Origin of the sequence: Bifidobacterium boum (assembly GCF_000741535.1) — a bacterium.
GTDB classification, from domain to species: domain Bacteria; phylum Actinomycetota; class Actinomycetes; order Actinomycetales; family Bifidobacteriaceae; genus Bifidobacterium; species Bifidobacterium boum.
This window is the reverse complement of the sequence record NZ_JGYQ01000016.1, coordinates 378,937-399,377: the sequence shown is the minus strand read 5'-3', so window position 1 is coordinate 399,377 and position 20,441 is coordinate 378,937. Positions and strand designations below refer to the sequence as shown.

Annotated in this window: 18 protein-coding genes and 4 tRNA genes; 17 read left to right on the top strand and 5 right to left on the bottom strand. The window is 62.1% G+C overall.

Annotated elements, in window-relative coordinates; all coding sequences use genetic code 11:
• Positions 1 to 53: 53 nt before the first annotated feature.
• From BBOU_RS07605 to BBOU_RS07595, 3 genes are all read right to left on the bottom strand, one after another.
• Positions 54 to 779, bottom strand: coding sequence for an SAF domain-containing protein (locus BBOU_RS07605; RefSeq protein WP_081815446.1), 726 nt, complete (start codon positions 777 to 779; stop codon positions 54 to 56).
• Positions 780 to 893: 114 nt separating this feature from the next.
• Positions 894 to 1,082 (bottom strand): FmdB family zinc ribbon protein, encoded by a 189-nt coding sequence (locus tag BBOU_RS07600; protein ID WP_026502424.1) that lies wholly within the window; start codon positions 1,080 to 1,082, stop codon positions 894 to 896.
• Between the two features lie 102 nt (positions 1,083 to 1,184).
• Complete coding sequence (locus BBOU_RS07595) at positions 1,185 to 1,862, bottom strand: 5-formyltetrahydrofolate cyclo-ligase (RefSeq protein ID WP_026502423.1); 678 nt, start codon at positions 1,860 to 1,862, stop codon at positions 1,185 to 1,187.
• Between the two features lie 110 nt (positions 1,863 to 1,972).
• Here BBOU_RS07595 and BBOU_RS07590 point away from each other — a divergent pair, with 110 nt between their 5' ends.
• From BBOU_RS07590 to dapC, 14 genes are all read left to right on the top strand, one after another.
• On the top strand, positions 1,973 to 2,644 hold the full coding sequence (locus tag BBOU_RS07590; protein WP_026502422.1) for a GNAT family N-acetyltransferase: 672 nt from the start codon (positions 1,973 to 1,975) through the stop codon (positions 2,642 to 2,644).
• A gap of 87 nt (positions 2,645 to 2,731) precedes the next feature.
• Positions 2,732 to 4,054 carry a hypothetical protein gene (locus BBOU_RS07585; RefSeq protein ID WP_026502421.1) on the top strand — a complete coding sequence of 441 codons (1,323 nt, stop codon included), beginning with the start codon at positions 2,732 to 2,734 and terminating at the stop codon, positions 4,052 to 4,054.
• A 184-nt stretch (positions 4,055 to 4,238) separates the two neighbouring features.
• Positions 4,239 to 4,532, top strand: a complete 294-nt coding sequence (gene groES, locus BBOU_RS07580; protein ID WP_026502420.1) for a co-chaperone GroES — start codon at positions 4,239 to 4,241, stop codon at positions 4,530 to 4,532.
• A 135-nt stretch (positions 4,533 to 4,667) separates the two neighbouring features.
• Entirely contained in the window at positions 4,668 to 5,639 is a 972-nt protein-coding gene (locus BBOU_RS07575) for an AAA family ATPase (RefSeq protein WP_026502419.1), read from the top strand.
• 4 nt (positions 5,640 to 5,643) lie between these two features.
• Positions 5,644 to 9,897: a transglutaminase domain-containing protein gene (locus tag BBOU_RS07570; protein WP_026502418.1), complete on the top strand. Its 4,254-nt coding sequence runs from the start codon at positions 5,644 to 5,646 to the stop codon at positions 9,895 to 9,897.
• Positions 9,898 to 9,976: 79 nt separating this feature from the next.
• Complete coding sequence (locus BBOU_RS07565) at positions 9,977 to 11,056, top strand: histidinol-phosphate transaminase (protein ID WP_026502417.1); 1,080 nt, start codon at positions 9,977 to 9,979, stop codon at positions 11,054 to 11,056.
• Positions 11,057 to 11,234: 178 nt separating this feature from the next.
• Positions 11,235 to 11,316, top strand: a tRNA-Tyr gene (locus BBOU_RS07560).
• 1 nt (position 11,317) lies between these two features.
• A tRNA-Thr gene (locus BBOU_RS07555) sits at positions 11,318 to 11,389 on the top strand.
• A 5-nt stretch (positions 11,390 to 11,394) separates the two neighbouring features.
• Positions 11,395 to 11,468 (top strand) — tRNA-Met (locus BBOU_RS07550).
• A 51-nt stretch (positions 11,469 to 11,519) separates the two neighbouring features.
• Positions 11,520 to 11,690 carry a 50S ribosomal protein L33 gene (gene rpmG / locus BBOU_RS07545; RefSeq protein WP_003814458.1) on the top strand — a complete coding sequence of 57 codons (171 nt, stop codon included), beginning with the start codon at positions 11,520 to 11,522 and terminating at the stop codon, positions 11,688 to 11,690.
• Positions 11,691 to 11,806: 116 nt separating this feature from the next.
• Positions 11,807 to 13,006, top strand: coding sequence for a UDP-N-acetylmuramate dehydrogenase (locus BBOU_RS07540; RefSeq protein ID WP_026502416.1), 1,200 nt, complete (start codon positions 11,807 to 11,809; stop codon positions 13,004 to 13,006).
• 140 nt (positions 13,007 to 13,146) lie between these two features.
• The gene (locus BBOU_RS07535; RefSeq protein ID WP_044279678.1) at positions 13,147 to 14,703 is read left to right on the top strand and encodes an amino acid permease; all 1,557 of its coding nucleotides are present in this window, start codon (positions 13,147 to 13,149) and stop codon (positions 14,701 to 14,703) included.
• A gap of 10 nt (positions 14,704 to 14,713) precedes the next feature.
• The gene (gene fdxA / locus BBOU_RS07530; RefSeq protein WP_026502415.1) at positions 14,714 to 15,040 is read left to right on the top strand and encodes a ferredoxin; all 327 of its coding nucleotides are present in this window, start codon (positions 14,714 to 14,716) and stop codon (positions 15,038 to 15,040) included.
• A gap of 140 nt (positions 15,041 to 15,180) precedes the next feature.
• On the top strand, positions 15,181 to 16,365 hold the full coding sequence (dapC, locus tag BBOU_RS07525; RefSeq protein ID WP_026502414.1) for a succinyldiaminopimelate transaminase: 1,185 nt from the start codon (positions 15,181 to 15,183) through the stop codon (positions 16,363 to 16,365).
• 50 nt (positions 16,366 to 16,415) lie between these two features.
• Here dapC and dinB read toward each other — a convergent pair whose 3' ends face one another.
• Entirely contained in the window at positions 16,416 to 17,753 is a 1,338-nt protein-coding gene (gene dinB / locus BBOU_RS07520) for a DNA polymerase IV (protein WP_026502413.1), read from the bottom strand.
• 120 nt (positions 17,754 to 17,873) lie between these two features.
• Between dinB and BBOU_RS07515 the strand changes: the two genes are divergently transcribed.
• Positions 17,874 to 17,961, top strand: a tRNA-Ser gene (locus BBOU_RS07515).
• Positions 17,962 to 18,116: 155 nt separating this feature from the next.
• Here BBOU_RS07515 and BBOU_RS09515 read toward each other — a convergent pair.
• Positions 18,117 to 18,242: a hypothetical protein gene (locus BBOU_RS09515; RefSeq protein WP_274518416.1), complete on the bottom strand. Its 126-nt coding sequence runs from the start codon at positions 18,240 to 18,242 to the stop codon at positions 18,117 to 18,119.
• A gap of 726 nt (positions 18,243 to 18,968) precedes the next feature.
• Here BBOU_RS09515 and BBOU_RS07510 point away from each other — a divergent pair.
• Both BBOU_RS07510 and BBOU_RS07505 read left to right on the top strand, forming a co-directional pair.
• Positions 18,969 to 19,610, top strand: a complete 642-nt coding sequence (locus BBOU_RS07510; protein WP_033490126.1) for an IMPACT family protein — start codon at positions 18,969 to 18,971, stop codon at positions 19,608 to 19,610.
• Between the two features lie 4 nt (positions 19,611 to 19,614).
• Entirely contained in the window at positions 19,615 to 20,391 is a 777-nt protein-coding gene (locus tag BBOU_RS07505; RefSeq protein ID WP_420885349.1) for an AbrB family transcriptional regulator, read from the top strand.
• Positions 20,392 to 20,441 lie beyond the last annotated feature (50 nt).

The window sequence follows — 20,441 nt, the reverse complement described above, 5'->3', positions numbered from 1 at the left end:
CGTGCTGATGCGCTGCGCCGACCCGCTGGCTTGCCGTTTGGCGGCGCTGTGTCTTACCGTCGCGTGGCGATGACCGGTAGGCTGTCGGGCAGGCTCATGATGGTGAGTGCTTCTTCGGGGCGCATGGCGATGGATGCGCTGTCTGCGGTGGTGCCGTCTGCACGTTGGCTGAAGGCGATGAGTGTCGCTTGCGTGGCGATGGTACATTGACGGCTCGGTGTTGTTGGCGCGGTATCTTGCGGATGCTGCCCGTCCGGCGTTTCGGATGATTCCGGCGTTTCCGGCGTTTCCGACGCGTCGGACGTATCGGGCATGATGCTGGCGCACGCCTGTCCGATTATCAGGTCGATTTCGTCGCCGGCGTCGACGCCTTCCGGCTTGCTTGCCAGTCGCGTTTCGATGACGGTGGTGCCTTCCGGGGCGACGGGCGTTCCGCGGATGTGCGACGGCAGGACCAGTGTGCCGGCCGGCATGTCCACGAGGGCGATGCGGGATTCGATGTGTTTGGGTTCGGTTGGCGCGTTGGCGAATGACGTGTGCGCCGGCACGGTGATGACGGTCACGTCGTTGGCGGTCAGCCGTTGCCCGCGTGTGATATCGCCGGTGGTGCTCAACATGGGTTGGGTGGCGACGGTGGCGGTGACGCATTGCAGGATGCTGAACACGGCGATGGCGATGAGTAGGGTGCGTGCCACGCGTCGCATGATTGCTATACGGCGGCGTTGCGCCAAACCAAGATGTGGGCGGTGCGACGGTGAGGATGATTCGTGTTGTCTCATGCGCCCATCATGGCTGGTGGTGTCTGTCGGCGCCACCTGTGTGGATGATTGTGGTCAGAAGATGACAACGCCCCCGTGCCTTGAGACTCCGGGGGCGTGAATCACGGATGCTGGTTACTTCGAGCTGCCGCGATCCGTACGGTAGAAGCCGCTGCCTTTGAATTCGATGGAGGGGGCGGCGTAGACCTTGTGCACCTGCTCTTGGCCGCACTGCGGGCATACGGTGATCGGCTCGTCGCTGAATGACTGCTGCTCGGTGAAATCATAGCCACAGTTCTTGCAACGGTAATGATAGGTTGGCACGATGGTCCCTCCACGAAATCGACAGGTCGGTGTGTTACGTAATCTGTTCACATCCTAGTCGAATCGGTGACAGCGATGATGTTCTCGGTCCGCGAACCGGAATCATGCGCCCAGCGGGCGAATCATGCGTAGCCCTGCCGGGGTGAGGACACCGTGAACAGGTACGTCATGGCCGACGTGGGGGACGGGCGTATCCGTCAACTCCCACGGCCAGCATACGCCGACGATGCATGCTGACGGTGAGGCGTGCGTGAGGGCGCGATCATACCATCCGGCGCCGCGGCCGAGCCTGATTCCGTGCGTATCGATGGCGAAAGCGGGCACCAGGATGAGCGCCGCCTCGTTGAGCGCTTCTGCCGCCAAGACTCGGGTGCCGGGCTCTCGCGGCCGCAAACCGCCTGTCCCGCTGCGGGGCATATCGTGTAGCGACGCAAGACCATCCAGCTCACTCCATGCCGGAGCGTCATCCGCTCCCGGTCCCAGTCGCGGCACCAGGACGCGCATACCGGCGTCAAGCAGGTCGGCCAACACGTCATCCATCGGCGGTTCGGTCCCCATGGACGCGTACGCGGCCACCGTGGCATGTCCGGGCAACGTGCGGCACAGGAGCCCGGCATACCGGCCCAGCGTGTGCTGCGCCTGCGTGAATTCTGTGGCGGTGACGGTCTTGCGTCGTGCCAGCGCGACATGTCGGGCGGCACGTTTGGCAGCAGCGATTGCCGCGTTGCCGCCACCCATGGCCGGCTCAACGGAAGCGGGGGAAGCGTCGGTGATGCTCATGCCCCCCACTGATACCACGACCGTCGGAAGGCGCGGCTGTGCATGATACGTTTTCGGACACGCGCCGGATTGTCGCAACCGTCCGCACAACCCGTGGCACAATGAAAACGATGTCAGTGTTTCAATCATTGCGCGGCATAATCCATGGTCGGCGGCCGCGCGAATTCATCATGCCTCAGGTGTTGCACGCCCCCGAAGGCACGCTGCCGCTCACGCTGCGACCATGTACGCTTGACGACGAGGACGAATTGCAATCCCTGCGCTGGCGCAACCGTGACTGGCTCAAACCATGGCAGTCCGATGATCCGCTCGGCGGCCCCGGACTGTCATTCAACGAGTGGATTCACGCCCAACGCGAGTACGAGCGTGACGGCACCGCGGCGCTGTTCCTCATCATCGATGGCACGCGCATCGTCGGACAGGTCTCGCTCGGCGCCATCGCCTACGGTGCGATACGCACCGGGCTGGTCGGCTATTGGGTGGACCGCGAGATGGCCGGTCATGGTATCGCCCCACTCGCCGTGGCCGTGCTCGCCGACTGGGCGTTCGACGCTGCGGACGGACCGAAACTGCATCGCATCGAAATCGCGATTCTTCCGCAGAACCGGCGTTCACGGCGCGTGCCGCAGAAACTCGGTGCGGTTGATGAGGGTTTGCGTCGCCGTTACATGTATGTCAACGGGCAATGGCGAGACCACGAATCCTACGCGCTATTCGCCGAAGACCGTCCGCAAGGCGGCTTGGCGCAAGCGCTCGCCGACGGGAGCCTGCCTGCCGCATGACGCATTGCCGATATGCCGTTAGCGAACGCGACACGCCCATAAGCTCAGCAAGCTGTTTTTCAGATAGGTCTTCTATTCTTATACATTATGGATTACGAGGACATCAGTACGATTGTCGTACTTGCCGTACTGGTGGTCTTCATCATTGGATGGCTGCCCACGAGGACAGCCGACAGCATGAAGCGGGTGATCAGACGCCGTCAGGACCGGTTTTCCCCATCGCTGCATCTGATTGATGAGCACAGCGGGACCAGGTTTTCCGATGAGCATCCGCCGGTGACGAAAGGGGCTGTGATGCCAGCACAGGCACAGGTTCGAGTATCCCACGAGCATATCGCCGAGGTACGTCGCTTGCGCCGTGCGTCGATTCGTCATCGTCGTATCGTTGTCGCGGTACTCGCGCTTGCCGCCGTCATCGTCGCGGTTGCGGCGTACCTGCTGCATTTCCCGATGGCGTACGCACTGATTCCGTTCGCACTGATGCTGCTGACACTGGCCTTAGGTGTGCGGGCAAGCCGTCACGCCCGCCAGTGGGAGCACAAAGTGGCCCAGGCGCTGCGGCAGGAACGTCAGACGCACGCCGTTATGGCACGCAAGCAAGCTGCCGTGCCCGGCAAGCCAGCCACGGCGGATGCCGCGTCTTCGCAGGCCGAGGCCCCGGCTGGTGCCGACACCGTGGAAACCGGCATTATGGAACAGCGTGAAATCCATCAGGCGGTCGAACAGACCTTGGCGGAACGTGATCGGGCGCTCGCCCGCAAGGCGGCGCAAGCGCAGCAGCGGCAGCAGACGCAAGCGGTGCAGGACGCCCAGTCGGTCGATGCGCAAGTGGTTGACGTGCAGGAAGCGCGACACGAGTATGAAGCGGTTGAGTCGCCAGAAGCGTCGCGGGAATCTCAGACGACGGCACATGACGGCCATCGTGCGCCGAACACCCCGGCCGCTGATATGCAGTCTGACCAGCCTGCTGAGTCCGCCCCGGCCGCTCCTGCCGAACCCAAGGATGTGACCGTGGAGCTCAGCCGCGTCAGCCCAGCGACAACACTTGACGTGTTTGACATGGCCGCTGAACACCATCAGGATCTCATCTCCTTCTCGTGGGGTGCGCCGCGTAACCATGCCGATGAGCCGGCAACGACGGCGGCGCCCGAGAGCTTGGAGATCAAGTCGACCAAGCAGGTCGCCAAAGCCGTGCCGGTGGATGCCAAGGACGTCGACGCCGGTGAGACTGCCAAGAAGTCCGGCAACGGTGGCCAATCCACTGGTCACGCCCAAGCGCATGATGCGCCGATGAACAATGCCGATACCTTCCACCGTGCCGAAGAGCATGCCCGGGTGGATGTGCCTGAAGCGACTTCGGATTCGCTCGGACAGAACCTGCGTGCCGCGCTGAAGCGTCGCGTATCGTGACCGGTAAACGCCGGTTTTCCGCGGTTTTCACTCTCAGCGTTAGCACTCGAGTTGGCAGAGTGCTAACAACGCGCTACGATGAGAGATAGCGCAAAGGGACGGCGCCGATAGTGATCGTCAGCCTCTTGAAAGCGATGTCCTGGCGCGGGAAGTATCGATTTCTCTTAGAAAGAGGAGGTCCACAGTGTCGATCTCACTCACACCGTTGGAAGACAAGATCATTGTCAAGCAGGCGGAAGCCGAAACCAAGACCGCTTCGGGCCTGTACATCCCGGACAACGCCAAGGAGAAGCCGCAGCAGGGTGAAGTGCTGGCTGTCGGCCCCGGTCGTCGCGACGACAAGGGTGAGCGCATCCCGATGGACGTCAAGGTTGGTGACAAGGTGCTGTACTCCAAGTACGGCGGCACCGAAGTGCACTATCAGGGCGAGGATTATCTGATCGTCTCCGCCCGTGACGTGCTCGCGATCCTGAACTGACGTTCTGTCATCGTTAAGCCCCGGCTGTTCAGCCGGGGCTTTTGTTGTTCCGAAGGTGTTGTGTGACGTTTCACAGCGATACCATGGTGGGTATCGTGCATTCCGGTATGCGATGTACAAGGTGGGGAGAGCGTCATGGTCACAGTGATGGACCCGAAGCAGGCGCAGGATGCGGCGCATCAGGTGGTTGATGCGTTGGCGAGTACGCTCGCTTGCCCTCGACAGGTGGTTGAAGCGACGGTGCTGACGCTCGTGGCCGGCGGCCATGTGCTGCTGGAGGACGTGCCTGGAGTGGGGAAAACCACGCTCGCACGTGGGCTTGCGACGGCTGTCGGCGGCTCGGTGCGGCGCATCCAGTTCACGCCTGACCTGCTGCCGGGGGATTTACTGGGCATGAACGTGTATTCGCGTGCGACGGAATCGTTCGTGTTTCATCCCGGCCCGATTTTCGCGAATGTCGTTATCGCTGACGAAATCAACCGTGCGGACCCGAAAGTGCAGTCCGCCCTGCTTGAGGCGATGGGGGAGGGGCAGGTCAGTGTGGACGGGCAGACCCATCATCTTGACCAGCCGTTCATGGTCATCGCCACGCAGAATCCGATTGAGCTTGAAGGCACGTATCCGCTGCCTGAAGCGCAGCTTGACCGGTTCATGACCTGTATGCGGTTCGGTTACCCGCAAGCGCAAACCGAGGAGCGGATGGTGATGTCCGATCACGCGTTTCGCCCGTTGCAAGGCTTGCGCCGGGTTGCGGATATCGAACGCATTCAAGCGATACGCGAATTGTGTGCGCGTGTGCGGCTTTCGCAGCCGGTCGCGCACTACTTGGTGGCGCTCACGTCGGGGACACGGCATACGGACGGCGTGTCGTACGGTGTGTCGCCGCGTGGCAGCTTGCAACTTGCGGCTATGTCCCGTGCAAAAGCCTTGTATGAGAACCGTGATTTCGTGCTTCCTGACGATGTGCGTTGGGCCGCCCCGCTGGTGTTGCCTCATCGACTGGTGTTGGAGGATGCCGGTTATGGCTCATCCGCCACCGATCGTGCCCGTGATGTGGTTGAAACGCTGATCGCACGCACCCCGGTGCCGCATGCCGGTGACAGGTAATACGATGACGGGCATTCGGCGGGCTGCAACCGCGGTCAGGGAGCGTCGCAAGGGTGAAAACCGTCCGATTGCGTCGCAGGCTGCGCTCCGCCGGGCCGGCGTACCGTGGTCGCTTCGCCGCGGCATGATTCGTCCCACGATTGCCGGTTGGCTGACAATGCTTACGGCCTTGATGCTGTGGCTGGCGGCGTTCACGTTCGATGCGCGGGTGTTGGTTGCGGCGGCGATCGCATGGACGGGCGTGTGGCTGTTGTCCGCTTGTGCCGCCGGACTGCAGTATATGCTATGGCCGGCTGGTACGGCTGCGTCGCAGGGTTTGGTTTCAATGCACGGTTCTTCCCGTAACCGTTGGCAACGGGTGTTGGCCACGGTGGCGGGTCCGCGTGATGTCGCGACATCCGCGGCGTATATCCGCCTCAATCCGGACCGGTATGCGGGTACGGCCCCGACCGGCCGAGGATGGTATCGGCGGGTCACCATCGTATCCTCATGGCATGAGCCGTTTGGTTTGTTCGCGGTCCGTTCAATCACCCGGGACGCGTCCGAACTGGTTGTGGTTCTGGAACCCGGACCGGTTGCCGTGACCCGCGGCGACACTGCCTCCGGGGCTTGTGGCGGCGGACGGTCGGCTTTCGGCTTCGCAGGGTTGCGCGCATACGAGCCGGGTGATCCAGTGCGTCATATCGCGTGGAAGCGCAGCGCCAGCGCCGGGCATCTCGTTGTCAAACGGGTGCCGCGTAGTACGGTCCACGCGGTGCTGCTGGTATGCGATATGGCTTCCTGCACGGAAGATAGGCAAGCTGACGCCATCGCCTACGAGGCGATGAGCCGGTACGTTCTGCTCGCCGCCGGACTGGAACATGCCGGCGGCAAACTCGTCATCACCGACGGTCATGCAGTGGCCACAGGGTCAAGCCAAGCATTGCGGCTGATCGCATCCATACGCCAGCAAGATGATGGTGGCATGACACGCGACGATCCAGCACGCGGCGAAGACGCCGCCGCCACGGTATGCCACGCGGCCGCCGCCCAACACATGCCCGTCAGTGTAGTGGTAATCACGGCACAACCCACGGCAAACAAGCTGATTGCGCGACTGCACGTCGCCGGACAGACGGATGTGCGCGTGGTCGGCGTATCCGCGAACCAGGATTACCGGCTGCAACGGCACGACCTCGATGACAGTGCGGAACATAAGCCAGAACCCCACGTACGCCACATCACCATCGGGAACCAACGACACGGCAACCGGCGTCGTCACCACCACGACAGCACGCGTACTTCCATACAGTCGTCACCACTCACCGCCGTCACCGGTCTCGTTGTGCGTGCCGCGACCGTCATGATCGCCCTTGAACTGGCCGTCCAATGGCTGACGCTGCTCGTCCACAGCGAGCGCATGTGGTGGCCGCAGGTCGCACGCGTCGCGGTTGCCGTACTCGCCGTTGTCTCGTGCATCCCGGCCCCGAACCGTTGCACGCGCCGACGTTTGGCCGCAACGGTACGCGGCATCGCGTTCACGGTCGTCACCGTGATTGGCGGCATCATCATCACGGGATTGCGGTTGCGTGACACCATGGGATTCCTGCCGTGGTATCCCGTCATTGACCAGACCGCAGCCGGCGGGCGGTATGAAACCGTTCGCATTCCGGTCGTCCAAGCGTGGCGGCAGTTCGGCGACACCGTGGTTTCAGGCGTGCGGCAGATGCTCGTCCAACTGCCGCCGCTGTCCCTGACCCCGGCCTCCGACGCCGCCATGATCGCCGCTATCGCCGTATTCCTGCTGGTCATGCGCATGATCCTGTGCATACCCGCGCTCCCATGGATTGGACTGATACCAATCATCGTGGGCGCGACCGCCTACGCGACCATTCTGCACGACGTCCCGTGGGCTGGCGTGCTCGTCATGGCCGGCATCCTGGCGCTCGACTGCTGGGCCGTTCATCCGCGTGCGGCAAGCGTCGCCACGCCCGCTCTCGCTTCCATCCTCACCGTGGCACTGGTTGCCGGGTGCACTGCGCCCGGCTTGCGTCTCGCCCAATCCGTGCACCTGAGGTTCGAAACGGGCGGCACATTCAGCTCTGCAACCATCAACCCGATGATCGATCTCAAACGCTCCTTGGCCTCAGGCTCATCAGCGACAGCATTGACCTACCAGTCCAACCGGGCACGCTACCTGCGTATGGCGACCCTCGACGACTTCAGCGCCGGCACGTGGAGCTTCGGCGCGTCGCTCTCCGACAGTGCGAACCTGTACGGCCGTGACACGAAATCGGCGACACCGGCATCCAAGAAGGTGTCCCAAGCCGCCGGACAGCTCATGGGCCTGTCAGGCGGCGATTGCGAAGCCGCAGAACCGCTCGCCACCTACCTGGCCTACGATGGCGGCACACTGGACGCCCACCTGTCCAGCGACAACTGGCTAGGCAAACACGTCGCCAACACCGCCATCACCGTCGACCGGCTCTCCACGCGCCTCCTGCCCGCCGCCGGCCTGCCGTTGGAATACTCCGGCATGAGCGGCGACTGGCATATCGACGCATCATGCAGCATTTACTCGCGTACCGAAACCACCAAACAAGGCGACACATACACCACCTCCGGCATCTACCTTGACCCCATCACCTCGCCGCTCGGATTCCAATCCATAGAAACCATCAGCCGCTCGGTATCCGATTTGCGTGATGCCAGCCACCTCACCGTGCCGGACGCGGCAACCGCGAACGCGGCACGTGCCGAACTGGTCTCCTCGGGCGCCGCACAACGCAGCGGAAACTGGCTGCTCATCCCCATCATTTCAACCGACGGCATCCTCACCGCCGCCCACTCGGGCTCATTGCCCGGCGCGCTCGCCTACGCATGGTCCGCATACGGGGGCTACACCGACGGCACCGCCACGCCGGGCACAGCCTTCACATACACGATAAGCACGTCATTTGCCAACGCCATCGGATACAACCCCGACAAGGACACCATGGCGCTCGCCTCCTCCTCGGATTGGTCCACCCAAATCCTGGTCATGCCGGCGACCGTGGGCGCGGTCGACGCATCGGACGCGCAAGCGGTCCAACAGGCGCTCGCCACAGCGGGGATCGCGGTATCCGCTGTGACCTCCGTCGTGTTGGACGGCAGTCTTGTCGATGGAACCGACCCGTTTACGCGGGTTGATGCGCTTGATCGGGCGGTTCTCGCCCGATACCGTGCCCTGCCGTCGAAACTGCCGGGCAGCGTCAACGCCGTTGTCGCCCAAGCGAAAGCGGCAGGCGTGCCGTCCGCGGGGTCGTCGTTTACCCGCCAGGAGCAGGCGCTGCAATACTTGGTCCGGTATTTCTCGTCGAACGGGTTCACCTATTCGCTGGATGTTCCAGGTTCCGCCGACGGTGATGACAGCGATCTTGCGATGGTCGGCGCTTTCCTCACGCGCAAAAGCGGCTACTGTGCGCATTACGCGAGCGCATTCGCCGTGCTCGCCCGAGCGCTCGGCGTCCCCACCCGCATGGTGCTGGGCTACAGCACCAGCGGCGTGGTTGACGAAAACGGGTCGTACCATGTCAGCGCGAAGCAGCTGCACGCGTGGGATGAAGCATACATGTCGGGGGTCGGCTGGGTGCCGTTCGACGTGACGCCGGCGGCAAACCGACAATCCGCGGATGCCCCGCAGGGCCTCGCCGCCGCAACGCCACAGTCAAACCCGTCCGCTTCGTCAGCGCCTTCGGCATCCTCGTCGGCGTCTTCGTCGTCTTCCACGCCCCGACGGGGTGCATCCGGTGCGTCGGACACGCCCGCCGGTTCGCCCGCTTGGACGGAACGTTCCGGCGTGTCGCGGGCGTGCAAGTGGCTGGCCGCCATGATGACGGTCACCGCCATCGGCGTGGTCGCATGCTTGCCGATGGGTGTCCGCGCAGGGCGTCGCCGCCGCCGATGGCGTGCGCTTGAGCGTGCGGCTGAAGACGGTAACGGCTCAGACGGCGCGGATATGAGGCGTGCCGCCTGGCTTGGCGCATGGCATGAGTTGCAGGACACCGCGTGGGATGATGGTGCCCGCTGGCCGGATACCGCCACAGACCGGGATATCGCCGCGATCGTCAATCGCGCACTGGCATGCGATATCGCCGTGCATGTCGCCGATCAGGCGTCGACAGCGGTCTTCGGAGCGGCTGACGTGCCGGCGCCCACGCCGCAGGATGCCGCAGCGGTTCATGCCGCCACAGCCGGGCATCGCCATATCCTGCCGTGGTCGCTGTTTCGCAGGCGATGATTCGGCCGCTTGTCCGCATGGTGACCGTTCAACCGGTTCGTAACACGGTTGATGGCGCTACCGCGTATAGGATTGAGTCATGGCATACCTACATCGTGCAATCATCGATACCATTCCCAGCTACAAGCAAGGCAAGCCCGCCCCGAAGACGCCGGGCCTGACCGCGTACAAGATCTCCAGCAACGAGAACCCGTTCGAGCCGCTGCCGAGTGTCAAACAGGCGATTGTCGACAAAGCCGTGGGCCGTATGAACCGGTATCCGGATATGCGTGGAACGACGGTTGTGGAGCGTTTGGCCGACCAGTTCGGCGTCAAACCAGAGAATGTCGTTTTGGGCTGCGGATCCACCGAGGTCATCACCCAGCTGGTCAATCTGGTCGCCGGTCCCGGCGATGAGGTCATCTACCCGTGGCGCAGCTTCGAAGCGTACCCGATCATCGTGGCGAACGCGGGCGCAACCAGCGTGAAAGTGCCGAACCGTCCTGACGGCAGCCACGACATCGACGCGATGATCGCCGCCATCAACGAGCACACGCGTCTGGTCATCGTCAACAACCCAAACAACCCGACATCTACGTCACTGTCTGATGCGGACGCGCGTAAGCTCATGGCCGCCGTGCCTGACGATGTTCTTGTGCTGTTCGATGAGGCGTACATCCAGTTCAACACGGCTGCTGACACGAATGTCGCCATGGATTTGTTCCGTGAATACCCGAATATCGTGGTCGCCCAAACCTTCTCCAAAGCGTATGGCTTGGCGGGCTTGCGCATCGGTTACGGCATCGCCCCGGCGGATGTGATCGACGGCATGCGCAAGGTCGCCATCCCGTTCGGTGTCACCGAAATCGCGCAAACCGCGGCGCTCGCCTCGATGGATGCGTATGACGAGCTTGACAAGCGTGTCAAGGCGCTGATCGACGAACGTACGCGCGTGGTCGCCGCGCTGCGCGAACAGGGCTGGCAGTTCCCTGAACCGTACGCGAACTTCTTCTGGCTGCCGATCGGTGAGCGGACCGATGAGGCGGCGGAACATTTTGTGAAGGCCGCACTGTCGGTGCGCGTGTTCAGCGGCGAGGGCATCCGCATTTCCATCGGGGAGCAGGAAGCCAACGACCGGGTGATCAGCGTGTGCGCCGAACTCAAGGCGCTCGGCATCTGAGCTGACCGGCGTATGCCGTGACCGCGTTTCCGACACGCGCGCGGTCACGGCGTGTCGCTTGGAATTTCGCGGGTTTGCGGCGAAATTATCGGCAGTGCGACACGCCTGATTTGCATTTGTCGCGCAAAAATGCCATGATAGCCAAGTTGCCGGTTGCGGCTAGGTCGCTTGCGGCAAGGGCTGGTTTCCCAAGCGGTCAAAGGGACCTGACTGTAAATCAGGCGCTTCGTGCTTCAATGGTTCGAATCCATTACCAGCCACGCCTCGATAGCTCAGTGGTAGAGCACTTCCTTGGTAAGGAAGAGGTCGTGAGTCCAATTCTCACTCGAGGCTCTCATGGCGGGGTAGCTCAGCTGGCTAGAGCGTACGACTCATAATCGTAAGGTCAAGAGTTCGAGTCTCTTCCTCGCTACAAAGGCCGGCGACACCGCCGGTACGTAATCGATCACAGAGGTGAACCAACATGGCAAGCAAGAGCGCCGACATCCGTCCGGGTATCACGCTGGCATGCACGGAGTGCAAGGAGCGTAACTACATCACGACCAAGAATCGTCGTAACACTCCTGACCGCCTGGAGCTGAAGAAGTTCTGCCCGCGTTGCGGCAAGCAGACGGTTCACCGCGAAACCCGCTGAATCTGTTCGAACGTTTCCACGTTCACCGGAAAGCCTGACTTCGGTCAGGCTTTTTTGTTATCCGGCAAGCCTGTGGCCGGACTACGCCTCGGCAAGCCTGCGGCTAGTATGGCGGTATGACTACAGCGCACAGCAGTACCACGTTCGCCGACCTGACCACCATCGGTGTCGGCGGGCCGATCCGCACATTCCTTACCCCCCATACGCGTGACGAGGTGATCGCCGCGGTACGTGAAGCCGATGATGCCGGCGTGCCGTTGAGCGTGATCGGTGGCGGCTCGAATCTTCTGGTCAGCGATGACCCGTTTGACGGTGTTGTCGTGCGTGACGCCCGCCAGGAAATCCGGTTCGGTGACGCCCAAGCCGACGGTACAGTATCCGTGAGCGCGGATGCCGGTTGCAATTGGGATGATTTCGTCGCCGTCACCGTATCCCACGGATTGGAAGGCGTTGAAGGCTTGTCCGGCATTCCCGGCACGGTCGGAGCGTCTGTCGTGCAGAATATCGGCGCATACGGTCAGGAGGTCGCTTCCAGCGTCACACAGGTCGACGCGTGGGACCGCCAGCATACGCGCATCGTCACGTTGGACGCGGAACACCTGGATTTCGGCTACCGCACTTCCGCGTTGAAAACCAGCATGTATGACGCTCCGGCACGCCCCTCCAGCCGTTTCTTCCCGACACCGCGGTTCGTGGTCCTGTCGGTCACGTTCCGTCTACGCAACAGCGACGAAGGCACGGTCGGCTACGGTCAGCTCGCCAAAGCGCTTGGCGTTGAGGTCGGCGACCGTATGGCCGTCACCGCGATCCGTGACGCGGTACTCACCGTGCGTGCCGCCAAAGGCATGCTGGAGGATGCGCATCGTTACCGTATCCCCGCCATGACCGGCGCCAAACGTGACGATACCATCGCCGCGGCGTTGCACGCCCAGCGTGAGGCGACCGGCACGGACAGCCCGGATTTCAACCGGCATAGCTGCGGCAGCTTCTTCACCAACCCGATTCTTGATGCGGCGCAAGCGGCCGCACTGCCTGATGATGCGCCACGATTCCCGGCGACACTGCCGTCCGGTGAGCCGGGAACCAAAACTTCTGCGGCATGGCTGATCGACCACGCCGGCTTCCACAAGGGCTACGCGATTGCCGATAACGCTCCGGCGAGTCTGTCCACACTGCACACGCTCGCCCTGACCAATCGCGGCTCCGCCCGGGCCGAGGATATCGCCGTGCTCGCCCGCACGGTCCGTGACGGTGTCGAACACGCGTACGGTATCCGTTTGATTCCTGAACCGGTGATTGTCGGGCTTGAACTGTAACACCATCAGCGATCGCGGCACATCAGCCGTATCACGGTTGGTGTACGCGCATCCATCTGTATCGGACACCAGGCACACGCCGGTTCGGACACGTATCCGGACACGGCGCATGAACATTCATGAGAGGATTTGACTACCGTATGCATCTTTTCCGAACCAAATCAGTCGAGCAGACGCTCGCCGAAACCGGGGACAGCGAACGCAAACTGGTTCGCACGCTAGGCGTGTGGGACTTGGCGATGATGGGCGTCGCCGTGGCTGTCGGCGCGGGTATTTTCTCCGTGGGCGCCCAGGCGATCGCCTACCATGCCGGTCCGGCGGCGATTGTGAGCTTCCTGATCGCGGGTATCGTGTGCGGTGCCGCGGTCATGTGCTACGCGGAATTCGCGTCGATGATCCCGGTCGCAGGGTCGGCGTACACGTTCACATACACGACGATGGGGGAGCTGGTCGCTTGGGTGATCGGCTGGGATCTGATTCTCGAAATGCTCATGGCCGGCTCAGTCATCGCAAAATATTGGGGCGTGTATCTCAACGATTTCCTGCATCTGATCGGCTGGAACACCACCACGCAAGTGCATGTCGGCAGCCTGTCGGTTGACGTGGCGCCGCTGATGATTGTGGGGCTGTTCACGGTGCTGCTGGTATTCGGCACCAGACTGTCCACGCGTGTCGATAGCGCGTTGACGGTCCTGAAAATCGGTATCGTCCTTTTTGTTGTCATCGTAGGGTTCTTCTATATCAAGGCGAGTAATTTCACGCCGTTCATCCCGCCGGAACAGCCGGCGTCAAGCGTGCGTGGGGCTTCGGCGAGCGGGGCGATGATGCAACCGTTGTGGCAGTGGATGACTGGCATGCAACCGACCGTCTACGGTGTGCCGGGTATCCTATCCGGTGCGGCGCTCGTGTTTTTCGCGTTCCTCGGCTTCGACGTGGTGGCGACAGCCTCTGAGGAGACGAAAGATCCGGGGCGCAATGTTCCGCTCGGTATCGGTTTGGGGATGACGATGGTTACGGTCCTGTACATGCTGGTCGCCATCGTCACGACCGGCATGGTGTCGTACAAGCAGCTTGCGAAAGTGGACAGCCCGTCCTTGGCGACCGGTTTCGAACTGGCCGGAGCCACGTGGGCGGCGAAAATCATCTCCCTTGGTATCGTCATCGGCTTGACCACCGTGGTGATGGTGCTGCTGCTCGGGTTGACGCGCGTGATTTTCGCCATGAGCCGTGACGGCCTGCTGCCTCGCAGCCTGTCGAAGGTTGGCAAGCATGGTACGCCGGCACGCCTGCAGATCATGGTAGGCGTGGTGGTCGCGTTGGTGGCTTGCCTCCTGAACGTTGATATTCTCGCGGATATGGTCAATATCGGTACATTGTCCGCGTTCACGCTGGTGGCGCTCGGCATCCCGATCATGCGGCGTAAGCGCCCCGATCTGCCGCGCGCGTTCCGCATGCCGGGCAACCCGTGGGTGCCGATACTCATCGCGCTCGCGAACTTCTGGCTGATGCTCAACCTCAGCGTGCTCACTTGGTTGCGATTCCTGGTCTGGCTGATTGTCGGTTTCCTGATATACTTCGGATACTCGTACCGGCATTCGCTGCTCGGCACCGGCGGTTTGACCGATCACGCGTCGCAAGCAGGAAAGCCGGCCGAACCTGCCACGTCCCCGACCGTGGGTAGTGTGGAACGCGAATGAGGAGGTAGCCATGGCCTATGTTATTGCCCAGCCGTGCGTTGACGTCAAAGACAAAGCCTGCGTCGACGAATGCCCGGTGGATTGCATCTACGAAGGTTCACGTTCGCTGTACATCAACCCGAATGAATGTGTGGATTGCGGCGCCTGCGAACCGGTATGCCCGACTGAAGCCATCTTCTACGAGGATGATCTTCCTGACGAGTGGGCTTGGTATAAGGATGCCGCGGTAAGCTTCTTCGACGAGGTCGGCGATTTGGGTGGCGCTTCCGCTGCCGGCCCGATCGGCAAGGATCCTGACCAGGTGGCTGCCCTGCCCCCGCAGAATCAGGAGTCCTGAGCTTCACGTTCAGGCGTGTTGGACGGCTGCCGCACGTGTCGTGTGACGGCCGTCCTCGCATATCCGCCCCGCCAAAGACGCGGAGGCCCCGCGTCAGCGGGAAGCATCAACCAGCACAGTAGCGTACAGGAGTGTAAGACATGGGATTCGCGGCATTCGATAACACGTACGACTGGTCGAAACTCGCCACTTACCGGCGTGTGGCCGCCGCCACGCCGAACGGGCAGATCGACCTGTCTGTCGGCTCGCCGGTCGACCCGGTTCCGCAATCAGTGCAACGCGCCCTGACTGCCGCCGCCAACGAGCGTAACGCGTTCGGATACCCTAAAACCATCGGCACTGACGACCTGCGTAGCGCCATCGCCCACTGGATGCGCGTATGTCGCGGCGTTGATATGGACGCTATCGGTGCTGGCGTGGTCCCTACCGTCGGTTCCAAGGAGGCTGTCGCCCTCATGGCGTCCCTGCTTGGGTTCGGGCCGGGGGATGTCATCATCCAACCCAAAGTGTCTTACCCGACGTACGAAATCGGCACGCAGATCGCCGGCGCAACCGTACGCAAAGTCGATGATGTCGCCGATACCGACTCATGGCGGGATATTCCAGGGGTCAAAGCCATCTGGATCAACTCCCCGTCAAACCCGACCGGAGCCGTATTATCCGCCGACCAGCTTGCCGGTATCGTCGCCGCCGCCCGCGAAATCGGCGCGATGGTCCTGTCTGATGAATGCTACGCGATGATGGATTGGCGTACCGCCACCGCCCATGAGGATTCCAACGAAGCCCGGGGCGCGAACTCATTCTCCCTATCGTCCACCCCATCCGCATTATCGCCTGCCGTGTGCGCAGGGTCCGCCGACGGTATCCTCATGCTGTACTCACTGAGCAAACAGTCGAATATGGCCGGCTACCGTACTGCTTTCATCGCCGGTGACGCCGCGGTCATCGCCCGCATGTCCACGTACCGTAAGCAACTCGGCTTGATCATCCCCGGTCCGGTCCAAGCGGCCATGGCGGCCGGATTGCGTGATGTCGAATCCGTACACACCCAATGGAAACGCTACCATTACCGGCTTGACAGCCTGGTCACCGCGCTGCGTGACTACGGGTATGACGCACATATGCCGCAGGGGGGACTATACGTGTGGGTCAAAGCGATCAACGGTGACTGCTGGCAGGATATGGCCGCGCTCGCCGAACTGGGTATTGTGCCCAGTCCGGGCGAATTCTATGGTGCCGCGGATTCCTTGCGATTCTCGTCCACCGCGGACGATGAGACCATTGAACTGGCGTGCTCGGCGTTGCGCCGCGCAGGACGCCGGTAGGGGGCATGCAGGTGGGCCGATACGGTTGCGGGTGTGAACGGTGTCGGCGGCTACATGGTGTCCGGAGCGGTACGCGAGTTGGATACGTCGCGATGCCGCGTACCGGATTCGCCGTTGACGCCGAGGCTGACGGCGTTCACCCCGTACCGTTGGCGTACGGCATCCATCGCCTGCTCGGCATCTCGCAGACGGGTGGATTTGGATTCGCCGCTGGTGGAGTCATGCTCCTGAAGCATATCCTCCAATGTCGGCTGGATCACCGCTTGGTGTACGGCGACCAGACCGCTGGCGCTGATGCCGGCGAGTCGTATTTCTTTCGGCAGCGCTACGGTTTCCGGCGTGTCCGGGGCGAGGCCGAGCGTCGTGTTGAGCAGTTCCACCGCTTGAGGGTACAGGGCGCTGGCCGTATCAACCGGTTGGTCCATGGTTTTGGTGCGTGTCGTATACGACAGATCCGCGTAGCGCAGTTTCACGGTCAGGGTGCGGGCCATCAGTTCGCGTTTGCGCAGTGATCGGGCGACCTCATCGCAGCAGCGTCGCAGTAGGCTGCGCACTTGGTGGGCATCGTAGGTGTCCTCATCGAATGTGCTTTCCGAGCCGATGGATTTTTCGGGGGTGTGCGGCGTGACTTCGCGATCATCCAACCCCCATGCCGCCATATGCAGGATGTGTGCGGTGATGGCGGAGCCGCAAGCTTGGGCGAGTGCGGTTTCGCTGGTGGTCGCAAGATCGGCGACCGTGTTGATCCCCCACGCGTTGAGTTTGCGCTCCAATGAGGGTCCGATGCCGGGAATGCCGCGTAGCGGCATCATCTGTACGAATTGTGCTTGACGTTCGACCGGGATGAGCAGCATGCCGTCGGGTTTGGCGTTCGTGGATGCCATTTTCGCAACCAGTTTGTTCGAAGCGATGCCAACGGAGCAGGTGATGTGGTAGCGTTGGATGACTTGCTGCCTGATCCATGCGCCGATACGGCTCGGTGCGCCCCACTGTCGGAGCGCGGCGGATACGTCCATGTAGCCTTCGTCCACGGACACTTGTTCGAACCGGTCGGTGATGCGGCTGAATACGTCTTCGAAAATACGCCGGGACATCATCCGGTAGTAGCGCATGTCAACGGGCAAGAACACGCCGTTGGGGCACAGCTGCCGGGCGCGTGCGGTCGCCATGGCGGAGTTGACGCCGTATGCGCGAGCCTCGTAGCTTGCCGCGGATACTACGGATCGTGTGCCGGTGCCGATAATAACTGGTTTGCCTTTGAGTTGCGGATTGCGTGCGACTTCCAACGATGCGTAGAAGGCGTCCATGTCGATATGCAGCACCGTGCAACCGGTTTCGTCATGCCCCCAGTCTCGTTTGGCGGCTTGAAGTCGTGGTGCGGTGCTCATGCATCCATCCTATGCCGTGGCAGGCTGCCAAGCGGTCGTACCGATGTTGGGCGTGGCGCGATGTGCGTTCGTCTGCGAAAGGTGCTATGGTATGGTGATGTTGCGCGCAACGGTACGCATGGAGTCATGCCTGAGTGGCCGATAGGGGCACCCTGCTAAGGTGTTAGTCGCGTTTCGCGGCTCGAGGGTTCGAATCCCTCTGACTCCGCCCACGGGCTTCCGGACAATCCCGGAAGCCCTTTTTTCATGCCTGAGCAACGGGCGTATAGGGAAAACAAAGGCTGTGGACTGCGTTGTCGGCTATCCGGTGTGCCCTGTGCGGATGTGGAATCCTGTCTCGACGGCGGGGCCGCCCCTGTTGTATTACTGGATGCCGTTGTCGTAGTCGTTCCCGGTTTCGGGTTCGTCCTGTATGGCTGTCGCATCCGTTCCGTGTTCCCCTCCGGTGTCCGGTATGAGCATGTGCGGGTCGGGGGATCCGCTCTTCATGCAGCAGGCACATTCGGCGGCCCTTCTCATGTGTTCCTTGAACCCGTCCAGTCACGCCGCGCGTCTGGGATCATCTCGCCGGGCGGTGGACCCCATGCCGCAGACCCCGTGTTCCCATCGCCGGCTGCCGGCCGCGGCTCGTCCGTTCTTCTTCATCGCCGCGCCGCAGACGGGGCGCCGGCGTGCTTTTCCTAATCTCGTCCTCATGTGATATATGCAACGACGGCGGGCGCACGACATCCCCGATAGGCGGGGATTGGCAAGCCGACGATTAATCACCCCACGACACACATACCCCCCGCAGGGGACTCTGCCGCATCATGACCACCATGCTTTTTCCTATACGGCCTGATTGATAAACAAGAAGCAGGAATTTGTCGAGAACCGGATTGCATTCAGTATGGGACAGCGCGTCACACAAGCGGTACGACATCGTACCGCGATGAGCTTGACTTCGGCGTCTCCGCAACGTTTGGCGGAGTCGGAGGTACGCCTTTGTCCGCCGCCTCCGTGATTCCCATAATACCGCCATTTTGCCGGGTTTTTTCCTGATGTGCCCGCCGGCCGAGGACGTCAAACGTTTGCAATCCATGGCGTCGAAACGCGATTTTTCCGCGCGATTATTCCGGTTTTGCGTTACCATCGTTAATCAATGACAAAATGTCCGCATTTCGCGCCCCGACGGCGTGTCGCGCCAGCTTGACGGTGCGCTATGGTGGAGATGCTATGGCTGAATCATCCACACTGCTCAATACCGCGGACCACCCCGCAGAGGATTCGCTGGTTGACAGGAAATCCGAGTTCATCGGAGACGCCTGTCACGCGGATACGTTGGCGGAAGCGTTGGCGTTTGTGGATACCATCCGTGAACGTCACCCGAAAGCACGGCATGTCGCGTACGCCGCGATTTGCGGGGGACAGGGGCAAATGACCGAGCGGATGAGCGATGACGGTGAGCCGTCCGGCACTGCTGGCAAACCGATTCTTGATGTGTTGCGCGCGAACGGGCTGACCGATTGCGTGGTGACGGTCACCCGGTATTTCGGAGGTATTCTGCTTGGCTCGGGCGGTCTGACCCGCGCCTATTCCTCAGCGGCCTCGCTGGCGATCAAAGCGGCTGAGCTGGCGCGTATCGTGCCGTGTGTCAGATTCCGCTTGACTGTGCAATACCCGCAACTGGACAAGCTCAGCCATCTGATCGTCCAATCCGGCGGCTCCCAATCGAACGAACAGTACACTGATGTCGTCACGCTGGACGCTCTGATTGCGCAAGAGCAGGAGGACTCGTTCGTCTCGCGTGTCGTCGAAGCGTTCAGGGGTTCGGTGCATGCCGAGAAGATCGGCGTGGAACACCAGGCGATACAGTGAACGTATGAGTGACACGGCAACAGCGCAGCACAACGAGGAACCGACCATGGCTGACGGGCAGCAGACACAGCCGCAGGATATGCCATCGCAGGTCGCTTCACAGGAAGCACCGGAGGAATCCGGCCAGTCCGGCGATTCCGCCGATTCCGGGGAATCCAACGCGTCAAGCACGGCGACTTTCGAGCCGCTGACCGTCACCTATGAGCGGCTGCGACACACTGACGATGTCGCCGAACTCCATGAGTTCGCGCGTCGGCCGTTACCCGACCGTGCGCAACAGGCGGCGTTTTCCCGTGCCACCGCACTGCTTGAAGCCGTTGCCGGCAATCAACATACGCCGCTTGACGATCGCGTGTTTCTCGCCTCCGACATGCCCTTCCCGAATATCCTGGTCAAGCTGTCGGAAGATCCCGAGCCGCAAGTGCGTCAGGCGGTCGCCGCAAATCAGGATGACAAGAACTGGCTGGTCGGCAGGCTTACCAAGGATCCCGATCCACGCGTGCGTGACGCGGCATTGCGTAACCCTCGCACCTCATGGAAGATGCGTTTGGAGGGCGCGCAGAATCCTGAACTGGATTCCGACACGCTTGATTTCCTGTCCACGCTTGGCGTGTCGTGCGAACCGAATGCGCCTACGGTTCTGGCACAGATGGTCCGCCGTGCTGTGGCCCTGAATCCGCATGTTTCCGCCGAGACGTTGCAACGGTTGGGCGCTGATCCGGCGCCGGCTGTGGCTGCCGCGGCGCGGCGCTCGCCGGCCGCATCGCAGGAAAACAGCTGACCGATAGGCGGAAAATACGAGAATATGGCGTTCAGTGGTCGATTTCAGGG